Source organism: Paenibacillus sp. E222 (assembly GCF_013401555.1).
Taxonomy (GTDB): domain Bacteria; phylum Bacillota; class Bacilli; order Paenibacillales; family Paenibacillaceae; genus Paenibacillus.
Window position 1 is genome coordinate 5,492,338 of record NZ_CP058552.1, and the last position, 18,836, is coordinate 5,511,173.

15 protein-coding genes are annotated in these 18,836 nt (G+C 44.9%); 5 read left to right on the forward strand and 10 right to left on the reverse strand.

The features are described from left to right. Window positions 1-34: 34 nt before the first annotated feature. Window positions 35-1,003, reverse strand: coding sequence for a LacI family DNA-binding transcriptional regulator (locus HW560_RS24370; RefSeq protein WP_179264975.1), 969 nt, complete (start codon window positions 1,001-1,003; stop codon window positions 35-37). Between the two features lie 166 nt (window positions 1,004-1,169). Here HW560_RS24370 and HW560_RS24375 point away from each other — a divergent pair, with 166 nt between their 5' ends. Continuing rightward, window positions 1,170-2,603, forward strand: a complete 1,434-nt coding sequence (locus HW560_RS24375; RefSeq protein ID WP_179264976.1) for a glycoside hydrolase family 1 protein — start codon at window positions 1,170-1,172, stop codon at window positions 2,601-2,603. A 124-nt stretch (window positions 2,604-2,727) separates the two neighbouring features. On the opposite strand, the gene HW560_RS24380 is transcribed toward HW560_RS24375, so the two are convergent. The 4 genes from HW560_RS24380 to HW560_RS24395 form a co-directional block, all read right to left on the reverse strand. Beyond that, window positions 2,728-3,732 carry an ROK family protein gene (locus HW560_RS24380; protein ID WP_179264977.1) on the reverse strand — a complete coding sequence of 335 codons (1,005 nt, stop codon included), beginning with the start codon at window positions 3,730-3,732 and terminating at the stop codon, window positions 2,728-2,730. Between the two features lie 118 nt (window positions 3,733-3,850). After that, complete coding sequence (locus tag HW560_RS24385; protein ID WP_179264978.1) at window positions 3,851-4,438, reverse strand: sugar O-acetyltransferase; 588 nt, start codon at window positions 4,436-4,438, stop codon at window positions 3,851-3,853. Between the two features lie 78 nt (window positions 4,439-4,516). Further along, window positions 4,517-5,683, reverse strand: a complete 1,167-nt coding sequence (locus HW560_RS24390) for an MFS transporter (protein WP_179264979.1) — start codon at window positions 5,681-5,683, stop codon at window positions 4,517-4,519. A 106-nt stretch (window positions 5,684-5,789) separates the two neighbouring features. Further along, window positions 5,790-6,548, reverse strand: coding sequence for a TrmB family transcriptional regulator (locus HW560_RS24395; RefSeq protein ID WP_179264980.1), 759 nt, complete (start codon window positions 6,546-6,548; stop codon window positions 5,790-5,792). Window positions 6,549-6,718: 170 nt separating this feature from the next. Between HW560_RS24395 and HW560_RS24400 the strand changes: the two genes are divergently transcribed. Beyond that, window positions 6,719-6,847: a DUF4023 family protein gene (locus HW560_RS24400; protein ID WP_036664828.1), complete on the forward strand. Its 129-nt coding sequence runs from the start codon at window positions 6,719-6,721 to the stop codon at window positions 6,845-6,847. 138 nt (window positions 6,848-6,985) lie between these two features. Here the strand turns inward: HW560_RS24400 and HW560_RS24405 are convergent, their stop codons facing one another. After that, window positions 6,986-9,022 carry a catalase gene (locus tag HW560_RS24405; protein ID WP_373564957.1) on the reverse strand — a complete coding sequence of 679 codons (2,037 nt, stop codon included), beginning with the start codon at window positions 9,020-9,022 and terminating at the stop codon, window positions 6,986-6,988. A gap of 233 nt (window positions 9,023-9,255) precedes the next feature. On the opposite strand from HW560_RS24405, the gene HW560_RS24410 reads away from it, so the two are divergent. Next, window positions 9,256-9,519: a hypothetical protein gene (locus HW560_RS24410; RefSeq protein ID WP_090897288.1), complete on the forward strand. Its 264-nt coding sequence runs from the start codon at window positions 9,256-9,258 to the stop codon at window positions 9,517-9,519. 82 nt (window positions 9,520-9,601) lie between these two features. Here the strand turns inward: HW560_RS24410 and HW560_RS24415 are convergent, their stop codons facing one another. The 3 genes from HW560_RS24415 to HW560_RS24425 are packed head-to-tail and all read right to left on the reverse strand — an operon-like array spanning window position 9,602 to window position 13,115. Continuing rightward, entirely contained in the window at window positions 9,602-11,215 is a 1,614-nt protein-coding gene (locus HW560_RS24415; protein WP_090897285.1) for a type 2 periplasmic-binding domain-containing protein, read from the reverse strand. Between the two features lie 39 nt (window positions 11,216-11,254). Continuing rightward, the gene (locus tag HW560_RS24420) at window positions 11,255-12,151 is read right to left on the reverse strand and encodes a carbohydrate ABC transporter permease (RefSeq protein WP_257032059.1); all 897 of its coding nucleotides are present in this window, start codon (window positions 12,149-12,151) and stop codon (window positions 11,255-11,257) included. A 40-nt stretch (window positions 12,152-12,191) separates the two neighbouring features. Beyond that, window positions 12,192-13,115: an ABC transporter permease gene (locus tag HW560_RS24425; RefSeq protein WP_090897279.1), complete on the reverse strand. Its 924-nt coding sequence runs from the start codon at window positions 13,113-13,115 to the stop codon at window positions 12,192-12,194. Window positions 13,116-13,450: 335 nt separating this feature from the next. On the opposite strand from HW560_RS24425, the gene HW560_RS24430 reads away from it, so the two are divergent. Together HW560_RS24430 and HW560_RS24435 are read left to right on the forward strand one after the other, a co-directional pair. Continuing rightward, window positions 13,451-15,202: a sensor histidine kinase gene (locus HW560_RS24430; protein WP_257031426.1), complete on the forward strand. Its 1,752-nt coding sequence runs from the start codon at window positions 13,451-13,453 to the stop codon at window positions 15,200-15,202. Beyond that, window positions 15,183-16,793 carry a response regulator gene (locus tag HW560_RS24435; RefSeq protein WP_179264982.1) on the forward strand — a complete coding sequence of 537 codons (1,611 nt, stop codon included), beginning with the start codon at window positions 15,183-15,185 and terminating at the stop codon, window positions 16,791-16,793. Before HW560_RS24430 ends, HW560_RS24435 begins: the two co-directional genes overlap by 20 nt. Window positions 16,794-16,883: 90 nt before the next feature. On the opposite strand, the gene HW560_RS24440 is transcribed toward HW560_RS24435, so the two are convergent. Further along, complete coding sequence (locus HW560_RS24440; RefSeq protein ID WP_090897272.1) at window positions 16,884-18,527, reverse strand: extracellular solute-binding protein; 1,644 nt, start codon at window positions 18,525-18,527, stop codon at window positions 16,884-16,886. Window positions 18,528-18,836 lie beyond the last annotated feature (309 nt).

Genomic DNA, 18,836 nt, shown 5'->3' on the forward strand with positions numbered 1-18,836 from the left:
GTAAGCAATGACGTACTTCCCCCCAAAAAAAATTTTAGGTAGTCGCACGTTCTATCAGATGAAATTCCAATTGCCGAGGCTGCAGCTCCTGCTTGCCAAGGACGGCCCATAATTGATGAAAGGCCTGCGTAGCCTGTTCTGCAATGGGATTATGTATAGTGGTTATTCCAAGCACACGAGACAGTTCAATGTCATCGAAACCAACAATGGCAAGTTGTTCGGGAACTTGTATATTCTGTTTGCGTGCTTCGGACCAGATTCCGATTGCAGCATAATCATTCGAACATAACACCGCTTGAGGAAGTTCTGGTCCACTAGCCATTCTTCGCATCGCCTCTTCGCCATCAGATGAACTGAACACGGAATATTGATAAGCTTCACGCAATACAGGCAGCCCCTTATCTGCCATAAATGATTCATAGGCTTCCCGCCGACTTTGGGTATTCAGGCTTTCTGCTCTACCAAAGGCATTGGCAATGCGTATATATCCTTTGGACACCAGATGTTCAAGAGCCAGCCTGTAGCCTTGTGCCTGATCCATAGCCACTGACGGAATTTCGTCATTCCCCATCCGCTGCCAGGATACAATCGGACCATACTCGCAATAGGATTTCAGTTTGTCTGGATGATTAACACAGGTCATAATCACCAATCCATCCACCCGTTTACTCCGCAGATCCTCGAACGCCTGCAATTCAATCTCTTTATCTCCACGCGAAGTATAGATCAGGGTCTGAAATCCATAATCCATCGCTGTATCAATGAATTGATTCATGAACGTAAGGATAATCTCGTTGGTTGCGGATGTGACAATTCCAATTTGCTTGGTCTGTCCGGTGGATAACGAAACGGCATTTCGGTTCGGGATATAGTTGAGCTGTTTCATGATTTCCGTTATTTTCTGCCGGGCCTCGTCACTCACATGCGGCGAATGATTAATTACTCTGGACACCGTGGCTTTCGAGTAGCCGGACAGCTTCATAATTTCATCGAACTTGGACACATGAAGTCTCCTTTCTTGCTGACTATCTATAATGATTTACAGTTTGCCTCAAAATAAATAAAAAGTAAAACTTGACGTGTAACCCGTTCCAACGTTTAAGCTTTTTTTATACAGTGCTGCTGTATGTAACATCCACAACGAATTCTTAACGATTGGAGCGATACTTATGAGTCAATCTCAACATCCATCCTTTAATTTCCCCAAAAACTTTCTGTGGGGTGGTGCGATTGCCGCCAACCAGGCCGAAGGTGCATATAATCTAGGTGGCAAAGGATTGTCCACTCAGGATGTGGCCCCCAAAGGTATTATGGGTCCCATTACCGAAGAACCCACTGAAGATAACATGAAACTGATCGGGATTGACCTGTATCACCGTTATAAAGAGGACGTCAAGCTGTTCGCCGAGATGGGATTCAAGGTATTCCGCACCTCCATTGCTTGGTCCCGTATCTTCCCCAAGGGCGATGAGCTGGAACCCAATGAAGAAGGTCTTCAATTCTATGATGATCTCTTTGACGAGTGTCTTAAATACGGAATCGAACCCCTCGTCACCCTTTCACACTACGAGACACCTCTCCATCTCTCCAAAGAATATGATGGCTGGGTCAATCGGAAGATGATCGGATTCTACGAGCGTTATGTGACTGCCGTATTCAAACGTTATCAAAATAAAGTGAAATACTGGCTCACATTTAACGAGATCAATTCGATTCTGGAAGCACCCTTCATGAGTGGTGGTATCTACACACCAAAAGAGAAGTTGAGCAAACAAGATCTTTATCAGGCAATTCATCATGAGTTTGTAGCCAGCGCTTCTGCTGTGAAGCTCTGTCATGAGATCATCCCAAATGCGCAGATTGGTTGTATGATGCTCAGTATGCCGACCTATCCGCTAACACCGAATCCCGATGATATGATTAAAGTGATGGAATTCGAACACAGCAATTATTTCTTCGGAGATGTGCATGTGCGAGGCCGTTATCCTGGATACATGAAACGTTACTTCCGTGAAAATGGAATCCAGATTCAGATGGAAGATGGCGATGAAGACATGCTGCTCCATACCGTCGACTTTATTTCTTTCAGCTATTATATGAGTGTCTGCCAAACGGCTGATCCAAATAAACAAGTTGCAGGGGAAGGTAACCTGCTTGGCGGTATACCTAACCCTTACTTGCCTGCAAGTGAATGGGGATGGCAGATCGATCCGCAGGGACTGCGGTATGTGCTGAACATGTTCTATGACCGTTATCAGAAACCACTTTTTATTGTGGAAAACGGACTGGGTGCTGTGGACGAGCTTATTACCGGACCTGATGGTGAGAAGACCGTTGAAGATGACTATCGCATTCAGTATTTAAATGATCATCTCGTTCAGGTCGCAGAAGCCATTGAAGATGGCGTTGAAGTTATGGGATATACGTCCTGGGGTTGTATTGATGTGGTCAGTGCTTCGTCAGCACAATTGAAAAAGCGTTATGGTTACATTTATGTTGATCGCCATGACGATGGTTCAGGAACACTCGAACGTTATCGCAAAAAGTCGTTCCACTGGTATAAAGAGGTGATTGGCAGCAATGGCAAGAGCCTGAAACGTTAAGCATATGATATACCTGTAGCAGGTGCAAACTTGCGCTCCCCCAGCAGAAATCAAGTACAAGCATTGGGTACCCGATGTATTGATGCATTGTTTTCTGCTGGGAATTTTTTTTCATATAGTACGTTCAGTTAAATTGGACCAAGGCTGGCTCCAACGCTTTCAATGTTAACCATCTCATTCCGGCTTCAAAGTCTTCCTGGAAAGAATCGATCAGAACAAGGCCAGGATCGGATGGCATCGACAGCTTGGCTTGATACTTTTCCCATGCTTGAATAACTGCATCTTGGTCAACCAACTTCTGATAGATTACTACCTGGTCTGGAGCAAGAATTGCATTAACCGTTTGAATCATTCTGCATACCGTTTCAATAAACACTTCCTCTTCCACTGGGCTATACCAATCCACTCCCATTGGAAGGTATTTGACTTCCCCGGCCATGCCAAGTTTTCCTTTAATCACTTTACCGTTCAGATAAATGCCCATGCCTGGAGGATATTTGGTTGGAAAATACATTCCGATGACACACAGGTCCTCGTCCAACTCTTGTTTGGCGCAATATCCGCTAATTGCAGCATTCACATCATTTTCCATGATGACTGGTAATCCGAACTGTGCTTCAAGATCTTCAGTCATTCGGATGCCTTCTAACTGCTGGTGACTGCTCACCGTAATTTCCCCATTCACGGTTTGCCCTGGAATACCAATACCGATCACTTTAATGGAATCATGCAGAGCCAATACGTTCCCAATGATCTCATAGAAGTGTTTCTGATCAAACGTAGGCATCGTATATTCTTCTCTGAACACCATGTTATCCTCTAGGTTAATGACGGTGGCCGTAATCAGGTCCTGCCCTTGCTTTTCGTTGATATACATGACCAAAGCCAAGCTGAAATCGTAATTATATCGGTAGGTTAACGCCGGTCTCCCCCCATTGGAAGGCACTGTCTGATCTTCAAACAGTTCACCCAGGTCACACAACTCTTTTACCAGTGAATTTACAGTTACGACACTGAGCTTGGTCAAGGAGGCCAGTTGTGGCTTGGTTGCTGTTTCCACCCGTTTCATGACCTGGCGTACATGGTTTATATTAATTTCTTTCATCAAATACGCGTTCGCTATTTTCATAAGCACCCCTACTCCATAGTTTCTTCTCCAATGTAGTAACTATACAATATCTCCAGAGGTATTAAAAATACCCGATGAGAACATCGGGTATTCTAAGGGTTTCGTATACACTTGGTAACTAGCTTCTGCTATACTTCGTTTTGTCTGCTTCCGTTATTTTGCGAATAACTCTGCATGGATTACCCGCAGCGATTACATCAGAAGGAATGTCTTTGGTAACTACACTGCCTGCCCCGATGATTGTATTATCTCCAATGGTCACACCCGCAAGCACAGTCACGCCGCCACCGATCCATACATTATTGCCCACTGTGATGGGACCTACAATTTCAAGACCTTCGTTACGTTGTTCCACATCATAAGGATGACCCGCAGTGTAGAATCCACAGTTCGGAGCAACAAAAACATTGTCACCAAACCGGATTTTGGCTCCATCCAGCATAACGATATTATGATTGCTATAGAAGTTCTCACCAATTTCTATGTTATAGCCGTAGTCACATACAAACGGCTGCTCGATCAGGAAACGATCCATCGTTTTTCCAAGCAGCTTTTTGAGCAGCGCTTCTCTCTCGGTGATCTTGCCTGGATGAAGCTGATTATACTCGTAACAAAGCCCCTTCGCGTACATACGCTCATCAATCAATTCTTTGTCGTAATTCGCATTATACAGCAGTCCCAGTTGTGATTTCTCTTTTTCAGTCATGAATTCTTGTGCCTCCAGCTCTTCTCTATATATTAAAACACTTTATAAAACCATTTTAATTATAGGGGTTAATTTCAATTAATCAAGTAACCGTATAACCGTTTGCTCCTTGCGACTAATTGCATAAACGGCTGACACCAGACCCATCAGGATTAGAATCGATCCCACCCATCCTGTATACATAATGGAAGAATGATCGATAACCACCCCGCCGATATAGGTTCCCAGAGCAATACCGGCATGTGCAATGCCTGAATTGGTGCTAATTAACGTTTCAGCCGTTGCCGGTGAGGTTTTGATAATCAGACTATTCTGTACCGGGGTAACCGTCCAGCTTAAGGCACTCCATATACTTAGCAAAATCAAGAAAGCAATTAAAGGCAGCCCGGTACTAAACGGAATAACCGCCATGCTTATCATAAAGGGGATCAGCACGATAATAATGGCTTTGGCCGGGTGCAAGCGATCTGATAAGATGCCGCCAATGCCGCCGCCTGCTACGGCAGCGATACCAAACATCATATAGATAAAGGTAACCATGGTTGAACTGGCTCCCAGCGCTTCCTGGAGAAATGGTGTGAAATACGCATATAACGTCAAGTGTCCTGCGAGCACAAGCAATGTTGTAACATGGATTGCCAGCATTTTCGGATTCCATAGAGCCGTAAGCTGCTTCTTCAGGGATACGGCCGGAATTGGCTGCACACGATCCATGGCAATGCCAATGGCAACCATGACTACTGCAGTTAGAATCGCAATCAACATAAACACTTCACGCCATCCGGCGAGGTTACCTACAAAGATCCCGAGAGGTACACCCAAAATCAGTGATGCACTTCCTCCCATCGTGATAATTCCCACAGCACGCCCTTTATACTGAGGCTCCACAATACGTGCAGCGAGCGTTAGTGATAGTACAAAAATCAATGAGCCTGTTGCCGCCCCCAATGCTCTGCCTGCCAAGAGCATATAGAAGTTGACACTAAAGGCAGAGATGAGATTACTGATTAGAAAAACGAATAAAGTCCACATATAAACTTTTTTACGTTCGAATCTGGCCGTCATATTTAACAAAATAGGCGCAGATAACGCATAGACAAGTGAGAAAATCGAAATTAAATACCCGGCTTTGGCCAAGGTCAAATGAAGATCTGTCGCAATCAAGTCCAGAATCCCGCCTAATATGAGTTCAACGGTACCCACCACAAAGGCCGCGATTGCCAGAACATATACTTTTTTATTCATTTTTGAAGCCTCCTCAAAAGTTACAACTACGATAGTAACTTAATCATGAGAAGATTTCAATACAAAAAAGCTATTCTCAGAAAGAATAGCTTTTGGAACCATCGGTTTAATAAATTAATCGTGCCAGCAAACGTGCAATTTCTTCATCCTGAAGCAGATGATCACCGAATCTTTTGGTAATTTGAGTAAGAGCGACGTCATGATAGAAATAATCCGTCATGGCTTTAACAATCGGTTTGGACGTAGTCTTGATGGCCTTCCATGAATCATGCTCGATCCCTGCAAACAAAAGATATTCATGGTCAACAATAATTAGCTGCGAGGGCTCAAGCTTACTGTCCTCAAGCATGGGTATTAACGAATACTTATGCGTTAAAGACGTTTGCAATCCGCCTACAGCCAGAACCTCAACATGTACCCCTTCATCCTCTTTTTGCTCCAGCAGCTTCCGGTACTTCTCCATTTGCTCGTTCCACGCCAGAAAAAGGATCGATGAATCCGCTTCTTCAATAAGCTGTTCAATATTCGATGCAATGGATGATGCATCCTTCAACGTCCAGATATGTTCATCTGTGAATGTACGTTTGATTTTATATGTCTTTAACTCTTCAATATCCTTCTCAAAGTCGGCCCTTATTTTGAGGATAATGGACTGAAGATCAACCGCCATGTACAATTTTTTCTTCCCATGCATGGTGGTTAGGACCGTTCCCTTATCAATAAGCCGATTAAGCACTTCGTATATTTTAGCCTTAGGTACATTGGAATAATTAACAATCGAGGTGGCATCGAGCGGCGCATCCTGTGCAAATATAGCCTCATATACCTGACTTTCATATTGTGTAAAACCGAATTTCTGCAACATGGTTCGATTCGGGCTCCTTCTTGTTTTGTATCGTTCTATACAGTTTAGACGCCTGAACTTCCCATGTCCAGTTTATCCCACCATTCCTTTGTATCCAAATATAATGACCTCTCTGTGGGTATATTAACACTCAGGCTACGCATTTTATCTTGAAGGAGGTGTGCTTAAACATGGAGAGTACCCATGATTTTGTGAAAAAAGTGAATGAGAATGCCGAAAAAGCACGTCATAACAAAAACAATGGTAAAGGTACGCCAACAGACAAACTACCAGCAAAGCAGCACAGCACCAATAAATAAACTTGTAATGGCATTACATCATGTTAAGGGGATAAGTTAAGCGAATCGCTCAATTTTCTTTCAGCAAGAAAAGGACCTCTGGAGAGAGATCCTTTTCTTGCTATTCGTGATTGGACCTTTCAAAAGCTTCCCGGCTGATTACGTTCGATTCCAGAAGCGTTGTTGGGTCATGGCTTGAATGAATTGATCTGCAAAAGCCGCAGGTTGTTGCTCCACAATGACACCAGGTTTGCCGATAATACCGGCTGGCTGGATCAGTGCTGCACCGGTTGGTGTGGCTCCTATGGGCTTAAAATGATTATACGTTTCAATGGCATAGGATCGGGTGTATTTTTGAAAATATTCATCTTGGTTCTGTCCTCCAACAATGAACAGTCCATCGTATACCAAGGGTGATCCGGTTAGGAAGCTATCGTCCACTTTGAGCTCCACACCTTCTGTTCCATGCACCACACCCTGTCTTTCATGAACAATGACCGGACGAAGCCCTGCTCCCTTAAGCTCATTCAAAATATATTGCGTGCTTGGACCATCAAATCCTTCACCAACAATCACCCCGACACGCAGTGTCTTGGGAGAAAATACGGTATTGGCCATACTTAGCGCAGGGGAGGACTTTGTCACCGTAGATTCGGAGACGTTAGGTACAGCGACTCCAAGTTCGCGAGCCAGAGTGGTTGCCAGCTCTGTGCTGATATGGCCCAGCATATCAACGACCTGTTGACGAATCGAAACGTCCTTAACCTTCCCAAGCTCAAACGTGAGCGCCTGAATGATATGACTCCTCTCCACACCTGTCATGCTGTTCCAGAATAAACGGGCCTGCGAGAAATGATCCAGGAAGCTGGGTGCTGTTTTCCGTTCCTTGAGTCCTTGCACCGTGGAAGGGTAGGTTACAAATCCACCTTTGGTACCGGGCACAGTATAGGGAGAATTATTGGCAAGAGAGTTATCGTGATAGGCGACTCTCCCCCGATCAATCGTGTAACGGGAAGCGCCGTCTCTCTGGTTGTTATGTACAGGGCATACGGGACGATTGATAGGTAATTCCTGATAATTCGTGCCCACTCTTGCCAATTGTGTATCCGTATACGAGAATAGTCGGCCTTGAAGCAGTGGATCGTTGCTGAAGTCAATGCCACGTACAATGTTGCCTGGATGGAATGCCGACTGTTCCGTTTCTGCAAATACATTTTCGACATTTTGGTTAATCGTCATTTTGCCAATGATTCGTACCGGAATGTCTTCTTCAGGCCATAACTTCGTTGCATCCAAAATATCAAAATCATACTTGAATTCATCTGCTTCCTCCAGCACCTGTATTCCAAGTTCGAACTCCGCGAAGTTGCCTGCATTGATATTCTCCCACAGGTCCCTGCGATGAAAGTCCGGGTCCGCCCCGCCAAGCTTCTGCGCCTCATCCCACACAAACGAATGCATGCCAAGTAACGGCCGCCAATGAAATTTCACGAATCTGGATTTGCCTTCTTTGTTTACCAGCCGGAAGGTATGTACCCCGAATCCCTGCATCATTCGAAAGCTTCGCGGTATCGTGCGATCCGACATAATCCACATGACCATGGTTGCCGACTCCTGATTATTCGCAATAAAATCCCAGAAGGTATCGTGCGCAGTGGAACCCTGTGGAATTTCATTATTGGGTTCCGGCTTCAGCGCATGTATCAGATCCGGAAACTTGATTCCATCCTGAATGAAGAAGATCGGAATATTATTCCCGACCAGATCAAAGTTACCCTCTTCGGTATAAAACTTTACTGAAAACCCACGCACATCCCGATTCGTTTCGTTCACTCCTTTGGAGCCTGCAACCTCGGAAAAACGAACAAATAGCGGTGTTTTCACACCGGGATCCTGAAGAAAATGCGCCATCGTTAACTCTTCAAGTGACTCATATAACTCGAATTCACCGTAGGCTCCGTATCCCCGTGCATGCACAACTCTCTCCGGAATGCGTTCCCGGTCAAAGTGCGACAGTTTCTCACGCATCAGAAAATCTTCTAGCAGCGTGGGTCCGCGATCCCCCGCTTTTAGCGAGTTGCTATCATCCGATATTTTAACCCCTTCATTGGAAGACATCTCTTTTCCGTTATTATCCCGAAGAAAGGCATTTCGCTGCTCTATCTTTTTGTTCTCATCCATGGGTTCCTTGCTCATTCCAATCACCTCCAGCATTATATGTATGGGCTTGGAAGTAGACTTATGATTGACCGGCACACCATACTTTGGTCCGAGTCATGTGTGTGAATTACAAATATGAATAACATGAGCTTGGCTATGAGGCATAGCTGATGATTGTCCATTTATTAAACATCGCATCTTCTGTCTAGCACCTTCTTCATCTACTTTTCATTTACTATAAAGAATCTAATAGAAAAGAGATGATGAAGATGGCATGTGTAAAGGCTGTTCCACAACCGGATTTGGTATTGATCTATTGGTCCAGAAACCCGCTCGTTCCTGGTTCTGCACGCCGAATCAGAAGTGTACGTGTGATTGGAAACACGTCCCCTTGTACCTTCACACTGGTGCGTGGTGCATTGCTGATTAATGCCTTAAACTGTTTGCTGGATAATGATATCGGTTTTAAAGTGGTCTATAGCAAAAAAACATCGAGCATCAGTGGCGTTTTATTGTTAAAACGCAGATCCTAAACGAACAAACAGGTGCCCTCCTTCAATAAGGAGACGCACCTGTTTGTTATTTAATCAATGAATGATGTAACTGAACTCCACTCTATTTGACGTTCATATAACGTTCGAAGGCATTATTACGGATGGTCAGTAACTGTTCAAGTCCCATATCATTCAACTTTTTGATATAAGCATCCCAGCCCTCTTCGATACCGCCTTTGGTTACCCACTGTGCACGCATCGTTGCTACATAACCGTCAATATCCGTTGTCAGTGTTGGCAGCTCCTGGAACTCTTCTGCATTGTACATAACCTTTGGATAAGGTGTCGTTACATCCGCACTGCCTAACTGATCGATTTGCAGCTTGAGTCCGTCACCTGCTTTCGGATTAAGCTTAATTTTTTCTTCAAAGGAAGGGCTTACATATTTGGGCCCGAAATCACGCAGGGATTGATCCCAGTACCATGCATCGGCGCTGGTGCCTGCTGGCGGGTCCATCAGCGTATATGTGCCATCATCATTTTTCTTGATTACAGTTCCGATCGCACCCCAGAAATTCTGAATGCTGGCTTCGTTGGAATAGAACTGATCCGCCCAGCGTGCGGCTACTTCCGGAACAGTACATGAACTTGTAATGAGCAGTTCATTACGGGCCAGATTCATGCCGCCAGGATCCCCTGGCTGATAGCGTTTGCCATCAGGTCCGGCAATAGGCGCAATCGCTTCATATTGGTCGCTCCACTTTCCAAACACAGCATCAGGTGTCCACTGATTGCTGAAGCCAACGATTGGAATGTCTGCATTTTGCCATTTGGCTGATGTCATTGTATTGTCTTGGGTGAACAGTTCCTGATCAATCAGGCCTTCTGAATACAGCTTGTGTGTATAAATAAGAGCTTCTTTATAGGCATCGGTCGTTGGGAAGAAGACCGGTTTACCGTCCTGGACAATCATACTGCTGGCATTAATGTCGGTGATTCCGAATGGATTCAGGAAGTCCACATTCAGACCCGTTTCCGTGTACGGAATTTCGTCCTGTTTTCCATTTCCGTTCGGATCTTTTTCCTTAAACGCTTTCAACACCTGGTACAGTTCTTCTGTTGTCGTTGGTGCTTTCAGCCCCAGCTTATCAAGCCAGGCCTTATTAATTACAGGCTGGTTCCGGCTCTTCGGACGGGCAGGCAGTCTTGTTGGCATGGAATAGATTTTGCCATCAGGAAACGTGCTGATTTTCTTCATGTCTGGCGTCTCTTCCATCGCAGCCTTCAAGTTGGGCATATATGAGTCAATGTACTCATCCAGTGGACGGAAATAGCTCAGGTTGTTTACAATGTCCGAATCGCTGAACACCTGATCACCTAAGATAATGTCCGGGAGTGTACCACTGGCAAGCATAATGGATTTCTGCTCACCCCAGTCATTAGAGGACATGACCTGCCACTCAATTTTCACATTGGAATCCTTCTCCAAATCCTTAAGCCATTGATTCTGAGTAAAGGTATCGCCCATATTCCCCCAACGAACCGTCAGTACCTTGAGTGTGACCGGTTTATTGACAATTGGCAGACCTTCCTGATTAAAATCGCTGGATACCGTAGTCTCCGCAGGTTCACTACTATTTCCACTACTACAGCCAACCACGCTGACCAACATCACCGACGCGAGAAGCACGCTGCTCATTTTGGTGAATAACTTCTTGCCTATCTTTTTCCCCATTTGGGAACCCCCTTGATTGGTATTGAATTTCAACCTGCCTTATTCTTTCACTGCGCCGATCATCACCCCCTGATTGAAATACTTTTGGATGAACGGATACACACACATGATTGGAATTGTGGCGATAATAATAACGGAATATCTCATCAAATTGGCAAGACGCAGAGCAACTTGTGCCGCTTCTCCTGTACCCATGCCGGACTGCATCTGATTCGTGATGAGGATATTACGTAAAATTAGTTGCAGCGGATACAGATTCGGATCTTTCAGATAAATCAGGGCATTAAAATAGGAGTTCCAATACCCTACAGCAATCCATAGTCCAAGGACTGCGATGATTGCTTTGGACAGCGGCAATACGATGAGTACAAAATACCGCAGGTTTCCACAGCCATCGATCTGAGCTGCTTCCCATAAATCTCCCGGAATACTGGTCTGGAAAAATGTCCGGGCGACGATCATGTCGAAAACCACCACGGAGAACGGAAGCACCATCACCAGGAACGTGTTATAAAGATGGAAGTCACGGATCGTCAGGAAGGTTGGAATCAAGCCGCCGCTGAAGAACATCGTAAAGATAAAGAACAGCGAGAAAAATTTGCGCCCGACCAGATCTTTTCTCGATAATGCATAAGCCGCCGAAATATTGACGACAAGCCCGAAGAGCGTTCCCACCACCGTATACAGAATGGTATTTCGATATCCGATCCAGATGTTCTCGTGTCGCAGCAGTTCCCTATATCCTTCCAGCGTAAAACCTTTCGGAAACACCCACACCTGTCCGTTAGCCACAGATGAAGGATCACTGAACGAGGCGATGATTATAAAATAGATTGGATAAATGATAGCTATTAGAAAAAGAACTGCAAAGGCATACAGTACGACTTCTGCAATCGAAACACGTGATCGACGTTTGGCTCGGGGAGCTCTGGTCATTGCTGCCGGTTCCATAACACTCATCTTGTTTGTCTCCCCCCTACCATAGACTGTTTTCACTGTATTTCTTGGACAATTGATTGACCAGAATAAGCAAAATGAAATTAATGACGGTATTAAACAGGTTGATTGCTGAGGAGAAGCTGTATTGGCTGCTCAGCAACCCGATTTTGTATACATAAGTGGACAGAATCTCACTTGAGAGAATGTTCAGGTCATTCTGCATCAGATACACCTTCTCAAAGCCTACACCGAGTAATCCGCCCACCCGCAGAATAAGCAGTGTAATGGCCGTCGGCAGCAGCATCGGAATATCGATATAACGAACCTTATGCCATCGACTTGCTCCATCTACCGTTGCCGCTTCATAGAGGCTTGGGTCTACGGCGGACAGCGCGGCAATGTAGATAATGCTGTCCCAACCGACATGCTGCCACACGTCAGACCATACATACACACTGCTGAACAGAGCTGATGAACCCATTAAGTCCGGTGCTTGTGCTCCAAACAGCTGATACATATTGCCAACAAGTCCTGTACTTGGCGAGAACAGAATCAGCATCAATCCGACCATAACTACGGTTGAAATAAAGTGAGGCATATAAGAGACTGTCTGAAAAAACCTCTTGAACCTCCCTGCTCTCATCTGATTCACCAGTAGTGCAAGCATAATTGGAATCGGAAAAGTAGCCAAGCTGTACAGACTGATCACAAGTGTGTTACGAATCGTATTCGTAAATTGATAGGATTTAAAGAATTTCTCAAAGTATTTGAATCCAGCCCAAGGGCTGTCTCCGATCCCAAGCGCCGGACTGTAGTCCTTAAAGGCGATTAATACGCCGTACATCGGCTTGTAGGCAAATAAAAGTGTCAACAGAACCGCTGGAAAAAGCAAAACATAAAGGCCCCAGTTTCGCCTGATTCTCTCCAACGTTCTTCCCATATAAAGTGGATTGGTCCTCATGGTTCTTCCTTCCCTCCTGTAAATATACTGATGCTGCTCTCCCGTAGGACCTGTCATCTCTGGAATAGCTTCAGTATAAACTGCTTCACATTGGGTTTACCGGACCGCTAAGGACGTTATTCGGACTTCTATGGTTCCATCCATGAACTTTACAAGTAACCAAGACGCTTACGAACAAAAATCATATCGTTATCCAGACTTTCGTGTGTGTAATCCGGACTTCTGGATCAAAAGATGCAATTCTTTATGTTTTTTTCAAATAAAGGTTTTATACTATTCCTGAGATATTAAAGCGTATTCATAACCAAGCAATCAAGAAAGTGGTGCATTGTTCCATGGCAAACCTGAACGCGATCAAACCCTACCCCATCCGGCATTATATCCGTATGATGTTCGTCATTTCTTTTGTTGTGCTCATCTTGGATCTCGTGATCAGCATTGCTTCCATCTCCATGGTCAAACAGCAGTCCACCCAATACTTGCAGGATGCGGCCGATCTGTATATCAACCGCATTAATCACGATTTTGCGTACATTAATCATTTCATGGGGTGGACACTGGCCAATGACGAGAATCTCGACAACATGAATACATATGGCGTGAACAGTATTCCGTTCCTGAAAGCCAACGAGAAATTACATTTGCTCTTCGCCGAACTACAGCGAAACTACGGGCAGTCGTACAATTTCTTTTATTATTTGGAGAATAGTGAATACTTCCTCAACTGCGCGCCAATAAGCATCTCCTATTCGGATTATTCAGAAGTAAAAAAGCAGATCATTACACTCACCCGGGATAAAGGTGTATATGAGAAGTTCTATTCCCATTGGACACCAATTCACGTGAACGGCACTTCTTATCTTATCAATATTGTGCCGTACTACAACCGTTATCTTGTTGCCTTAATATCCGCAGATGAACTGATCGCCCCTCTCCAGCAAATTAATCTGGGTGCCAACGGATACGCCTCTCTGGTAGACGAGAATGGACTGCAACTTTCCGGACCTGCGGGCGGGGATCACATACCAGAAGAGAGACACTCCTTTCTCGATCTGTTCCAGTCTCATAATATTGTCAGCAGCGAGTTCTCCAATGCAGCATTCAGCGTGCATATGGCCATCAAGTTTGGCACATTCGAGAAAATCATGGTCGCTCAGCTGCTCATCATGCTGCTTTTTCTGATCGTGACCTCCACGTTAAGCGCAATCATCATGTTTTTCAGGAGAAATTTGCTTGTTCCCATTCAGCGATTCTCCAAAAATCTGGCGCGTATTAACGAAGGGGATGAAGCGACAGACTTCAAGAGCAGCCGGATTATGGAGCTGGAGCAGGTCAATGCACAGTTTAAAGAACTGGTAGGCCAGATTAAACGATTCAAAATCGATCGCTACGAGCAGGAATTGGAGAAACAAAAAATACGACTGGATTATATGAAATTGCAGATTAAGCCGCACTTTTTCCTGAATTGTCTGACGAGCATGTACAGTATGGCACAGATGCAGATGTACGAGGAAATTGAGAATATGGCCCTGGCTACGTCCCGATATTTCCGATATATCTTTCAAAGTGGGGAGAATTTCGTTCTTCTGGAGAATGAAATTGAACATGTGAGAACGTTTCTGGATATCCAGAAGTCGCGTTACCGCGATGCTTTTTCCTATCGCATTGAACATCCAGATATGATCACGGGCATCGCAGTGCCACCACTCGTCATACAGACATTCATCGAGAATGCAGTCAAGTATGGGGTATCTCGGGACCGGGAACTATGTATTACTTTATCCGTGACGGAACAACGACAGGAAAATGGCGATCATGTGCTCATCCGGATTTCGGATACGGGTCCAGGTTTCAGCCCGGATGTTCTTGACGCTCTGGTGCGTGGAGAAGCGCTGGAACAAACCGGCGGCAACCGGATCGGCATTATGAATACCATCCAGCGTTTGGAATTGTTATATCGGGATGAAGCAAATATTACGTTTGCAAACGACGCAAGTGGCGCTCGGATCATGCTTTCCTTGCCTAAAATGATACTGAATTCAGATACTCCGGGAGAGGTGACAAACCATGAATGCATTGCTGGTTGATGATGATTACTTTGTCGTCATGGCTTTGGAAAAGAAAATTGATTGGAAGGCATTGGGGATTCATACAATATTCACAGCCTACAATATTGCGCAGGCCAAGGAAGTTTTGCAAAATCATCCCGTACAGATTCTCATATGTGATATTGAGATGCCCCAGGGAAGCGGTCTGGAACTGCTCGCATGGGTCCGGGAGGAGTCGCATAATGTACAGACGATATTTCTGACCAACTATGCCGATTTCAACTATGCCCAGAAAGCAATTGAGCTGCAAAGCTTTGATTACTTTCTGAAACCTATTGAGTTTGACAAGTTAACGCTTATTATACAAAAGGCGGTTGCCAAAGCCCGAGACCAGCAGTTTATAGAGAAAGCCATTCATGAGGGTGAACTGTGGCAGAAAAATAGGAGCAAACTAATTGAGGACAGCTGGCGCAGGCTGATCTCCGGTAAAGCTTTTCCTTCCGGCCCTGCCGACGTCTCTGCCTTTTTGACAGAACAACATCTGCCTTATGAAACAACGGATCTGTTTCTGCCTATTCTGGTTAACCTGTTTCCGTATGATCATACGCTGGGCAAGACAGACAAGAACCTGTTTGATTACGCTTGTTTGAATGTGATGGTTGAACGGTTTCAGGACACTCTTTTCTCCATTGAAGCCATTACCGAGATCAGGGATCATAACTGGATGATCATTCTAAAATGGAACGGAGCACCGGATGCACAGCTGATCGAATCCATGTGCGGTTCGTTCATCCCGGAGGTTAATAACTACCTGAAGTCGGATGTCTGCTGTAGTATCGGGTTCTCTCTGCCGCTGGGTCAGATTCGTCATACCATCAACGAGTTGTTGCTTATGAATGAAGAACGAATCAAACACCGCAACCAAACCTTTTTACTGGAAAACTATAATAGACCCGAGTTGAATTACACCCCACCTGATCTGGGATTACTGGAGCAATTGTTGAATGAAAATCGCTTCCAGGCATTTCTGGATGAAACGGGTCGTTACATGCACCAACTGGTCCGTGAAGGTGTGGTGGGTACCGCTGTACTAAGTTTGCTGCGTCTTGATCTGGTGCAACTTGTGTATGCCCAATTGAAAAGTAAGGAGATCGAAGTGCACAAGCTGTATATGGGCAAAACGAATGATCAATTGTTCATGCAATCTCTGCATTCTATTGAAGATATGCAATCCTATATTGCCTACCTGGTTAATACGGCTGCGGAATATCTGAATGTTGCCGAACAGCCCAAGTCGGTTGTACATGAGATTACCCATTATATACGCACACATTATGGAGAAGATTTAACGAGGAATAATCTGGGGGAGATGGTCTATCTGAATCCGGATTATCTGGCAAGACTGTTCAAGAAAGAGATGGGAATATCACTGGGCCATTATGTCATTCATACCCGTCTTGTGGCGGCCAGGCACTTACTGGAGACCACCGCACATTCGGTGCATACCATTGCTGGAAATGTCGGTTATACCAACTACTCTCACTTTACCAAGCTGTTTAAGCAAGAAATGGGCTGCAGCCCCAATGAATATCGCAAAAAGCAGAAAGAAGGCTCTCATGAAACCGGATGACCTTTCTCGCTTTTAATACAAAATGCCACCCTGCGTATCGTACGCAGAGTGGCATTTGCTGTTTTAATGTGCCTTTACCTTTACTATGCCTTATTTATTTGCATTAATGACCTCATTCACTTCCTGAGTGATCTGGTCACCACCAAGCTTTTTCCAATTTGCAACAAATTTATCGAACTCGTCAATGGAGAGGTTGCCATAGATGATTTTCAGAAACGTCTCAGCGCGCAGTTTATCCAGGGTTGCCTGTTTCGTGTTCATGGTTCTGGTCGGGGCGTAGATAAATTCATTCATGACAATGAGGTCGTTATCCCGATAATATTTAATGACGCCCTGCGAGCTTTCCGGTCCAAAAATGCGTTCCATATGCCACTTATCCAGATTGCCATTGCGGTAATCCATAATATCATCGTAGAACAGCTTCGCTTCAAGCTCTAATCCGGATGTATCTCCCGTTTTGAGCGCCTGCTCGACTTCATCCTGTGCTTTTACGTTTTTGTTGGCAGGCAGATTGGACACAGTCGCATTATGAAAACCAAGTCCGGTCAAGCCGTTCAAATACGCAGCACGTTCTTCCTTGGCTGACTCACCGAACATTTTCTCTGCCTGAAAATTCAGCAGCTTGATCAATGCTTCCGGGTGCTCATAACCTTTACGTACGGCAAATATGCCGCCCAAGCTTAGGTGGTTCTGCGTTTTGGCAGGTTGATCATCGATCGATTGAACCGGGTAAGGCAGCCAGTCCACGTTCTTATCCTTCTTGATCATGCTGCTAACCTGAAATGGTGCCCATTGTGGCAGGAAGAACATGCCTGATTTGCCTGCATTCACATCTTCCATCATCTTCGTAAAATCCTTCACTCCAAACTCAGGATCAATAACGCCCTTCGAATACAGATTTTGCAGCTCGCGTAACCCTTCCTTCACCTCAGGCTGAATGGTTCCATTCACAACCTGACCTGAAGCATCCTTGATCCAGGTTTCGAGATAACCATGATAACCGAGCAGGAACGCATTAATTGGCAAATCCTTGTTGAGTGCAATACCATACGTATCCTCTTTGCCATTTCCGTCCGGATCTTCAAAGGTGAAGGCTTCCGCAATCTTGATGACGTCCTGCATTGATTTTGGCGCTTCAAGCCCTACCTTCTTTAACCAATCCTGGCGAATCCAGATCATATCCGAGGAATCCAGCGAGCCTGGAAAACTCACCATCGCGTATATCTTGCCATCTTTGGTTACTGGCTTCAACCCTGCTCCGTCCTCAGCAGACATAAATTCCTTGACCAGATCGGATGCATACTTATCATAGACTTCTGTCAAATCTTCCAGCATCCCCGCTTCATGCAGCTGCTCGAACTGCACAGCACTTACTTTCAATACATCTGGCAAATCGCCACTCGCCAGGGTAACGTTCATTTTGTCGTTATAATTGGCATCCGGGACAATCCAGTCATAGGTGACATCGATGCCCAGCTCGTCCTTGTATCCTCTGGTCCAAATGTTATTGGCGTGTGTATCGCCCTCAGCAAGTGATTCTTTCCCGGTTTCATTCATGGTTGAAGTTAATTTGATGGGTGGATCATATTTCGTAAGCGGACCTCCGGCATCCTGCTGTGTGTTCGGCTGGGCTTCATTCTCAGCATTCCCCGTACCAGATGAACAAGCTGCAAGCGTGGTTGCCAGAACCATGGTTAACGTTAACAGTGCGAATTTCTTTAATGACATGTTCATGCGAATCCCCCTTTTTATTCCTCCCGTGAGGTATATAAGATGAATTAATGAATATTAAACGTGGCACTCCGATAGCAGAACAACCTTTTGATCGCTGTTATCCCCAGATTTCCTTTATCCCTTTTTGAAGGGAGAAATCCGGTTATAAAGGCGAGTTTATGCTTACGAAGTAGCTTTCATGGAAAGCTTTTAGCTCCGCTCCTACAGGTCTCTTCTGCTCTCTCCGTTATGATTTAATCTTCTTTCATCTTATATATATTTTATTTTAGTAAGAAAGCGCTATCACTTCGAGTGTACCCCGTTGACATC

What these genes read in the sequence shown, in the direction of transcription:
- HW560_RS24410 (WP_090897288.1), top strand. Translation starts at nt 9,256, where the DNA reads ATGGCATGTGTAAAGGCTGTTCCACAACCGGATTTGGTATTGATCTAT.
- HW560_RS24420 (WP_257032059.1), bottom strand. Translation starts at nt 12,151, where the DNA reads ATGACCAGAGCTCCCCGAGCCAAACGTCGATCACGTGTTTCGATTGCA.
- HW560_RS24430 (WP_257031426.1), top strand. Translation starts at nt 13,451, where the DNA reads ATGGCAAACCTGAACGCGATCAAACCCTACCCCATCCGGCATTATATC.
- HW560_RS24435 (WP_179264982.1), top strand. Translation starts at nt 15,183, where the DNA reads ATGAATGCATTGCTGGTTGATGATGATTACTTTGTCGTCATGGCTTTG.
- HW560_RS24395 (WP_179264980.1), bottom strand. Translation starts at nt 6,548, where the DNA reads ATGTTGCAGAAATTCGGTTTTACACAATATGAAAGTCAGGTATATGAG.
- HW560_RS24380 (WP_179264977.1), bottom strand. Translation starts at nt 3,732, where the DNA reads ATGAAAATAGCGAACGCGTATTTGATGAAAGAAATTAATATAAACCAT.
- HW560_RS24375 (WP_179264976.1), top strand. Translation starts at nt 1,170, where the DNA reads ATGAGTCAATCTCAACATCCATCCTTTAATTTCCCCAAAAACTTTCTG.
- HW560_RS24415 (WP_090897285.1), bottom strand. Translation starts at nt 11,215, where the DNA reads ATGGGGAAAAAGATAGGCAAGAAGTTATTCACCAAAATGAGCAGCGTG.
- HW560_RS24425 (WP_090897279.1), bottom strand. Translation starts at nt 13,115, where the DNA reads ATGAGGACCAATCCACTTTATATGGGAAGAACGTTGGAGAGAATCAGG.
- HW560_RS24405 (WP_373564957.1), bottom strand. Translation starts at nt 9,022, where the DNA reads ATGAGCAAGGAACCCATGGATGAGAACAAAAAGATAGAGCAGCGAAAT.
- HW560_RS24440 (WP_090897272.1), bottom strand. Translation starts at nt 18,527, where the DNA reads ATGAACATGTCATTAAAGAAATTCGCACTGTTAACGTTAACCATGGTT.
- HW560_RS24385 (WP_179264978.1), bottom strand. Translation starts at nt 4,438, where the DNA reads ATGACTGAAAAAGAGAAATCACAACTGGGACTGCTGTATAATGCGAAT.
- HW560_RS24400 (WP_036664828.1), top strand. Translation starts at nt 6,719, where the DNA reads ATGGAGAGTACCCATGATTTTGTGAAAAAAGTGAATGAGAATGCCGAA.
- HW560_RS24390 (WP_179264979.1), bottom strand. Translation starts at nt 5,683, where the DNA reads ATGAATAAAAAAGTATATGTTCTGGCAATCGCGGCCTTTGTGGTGGGT.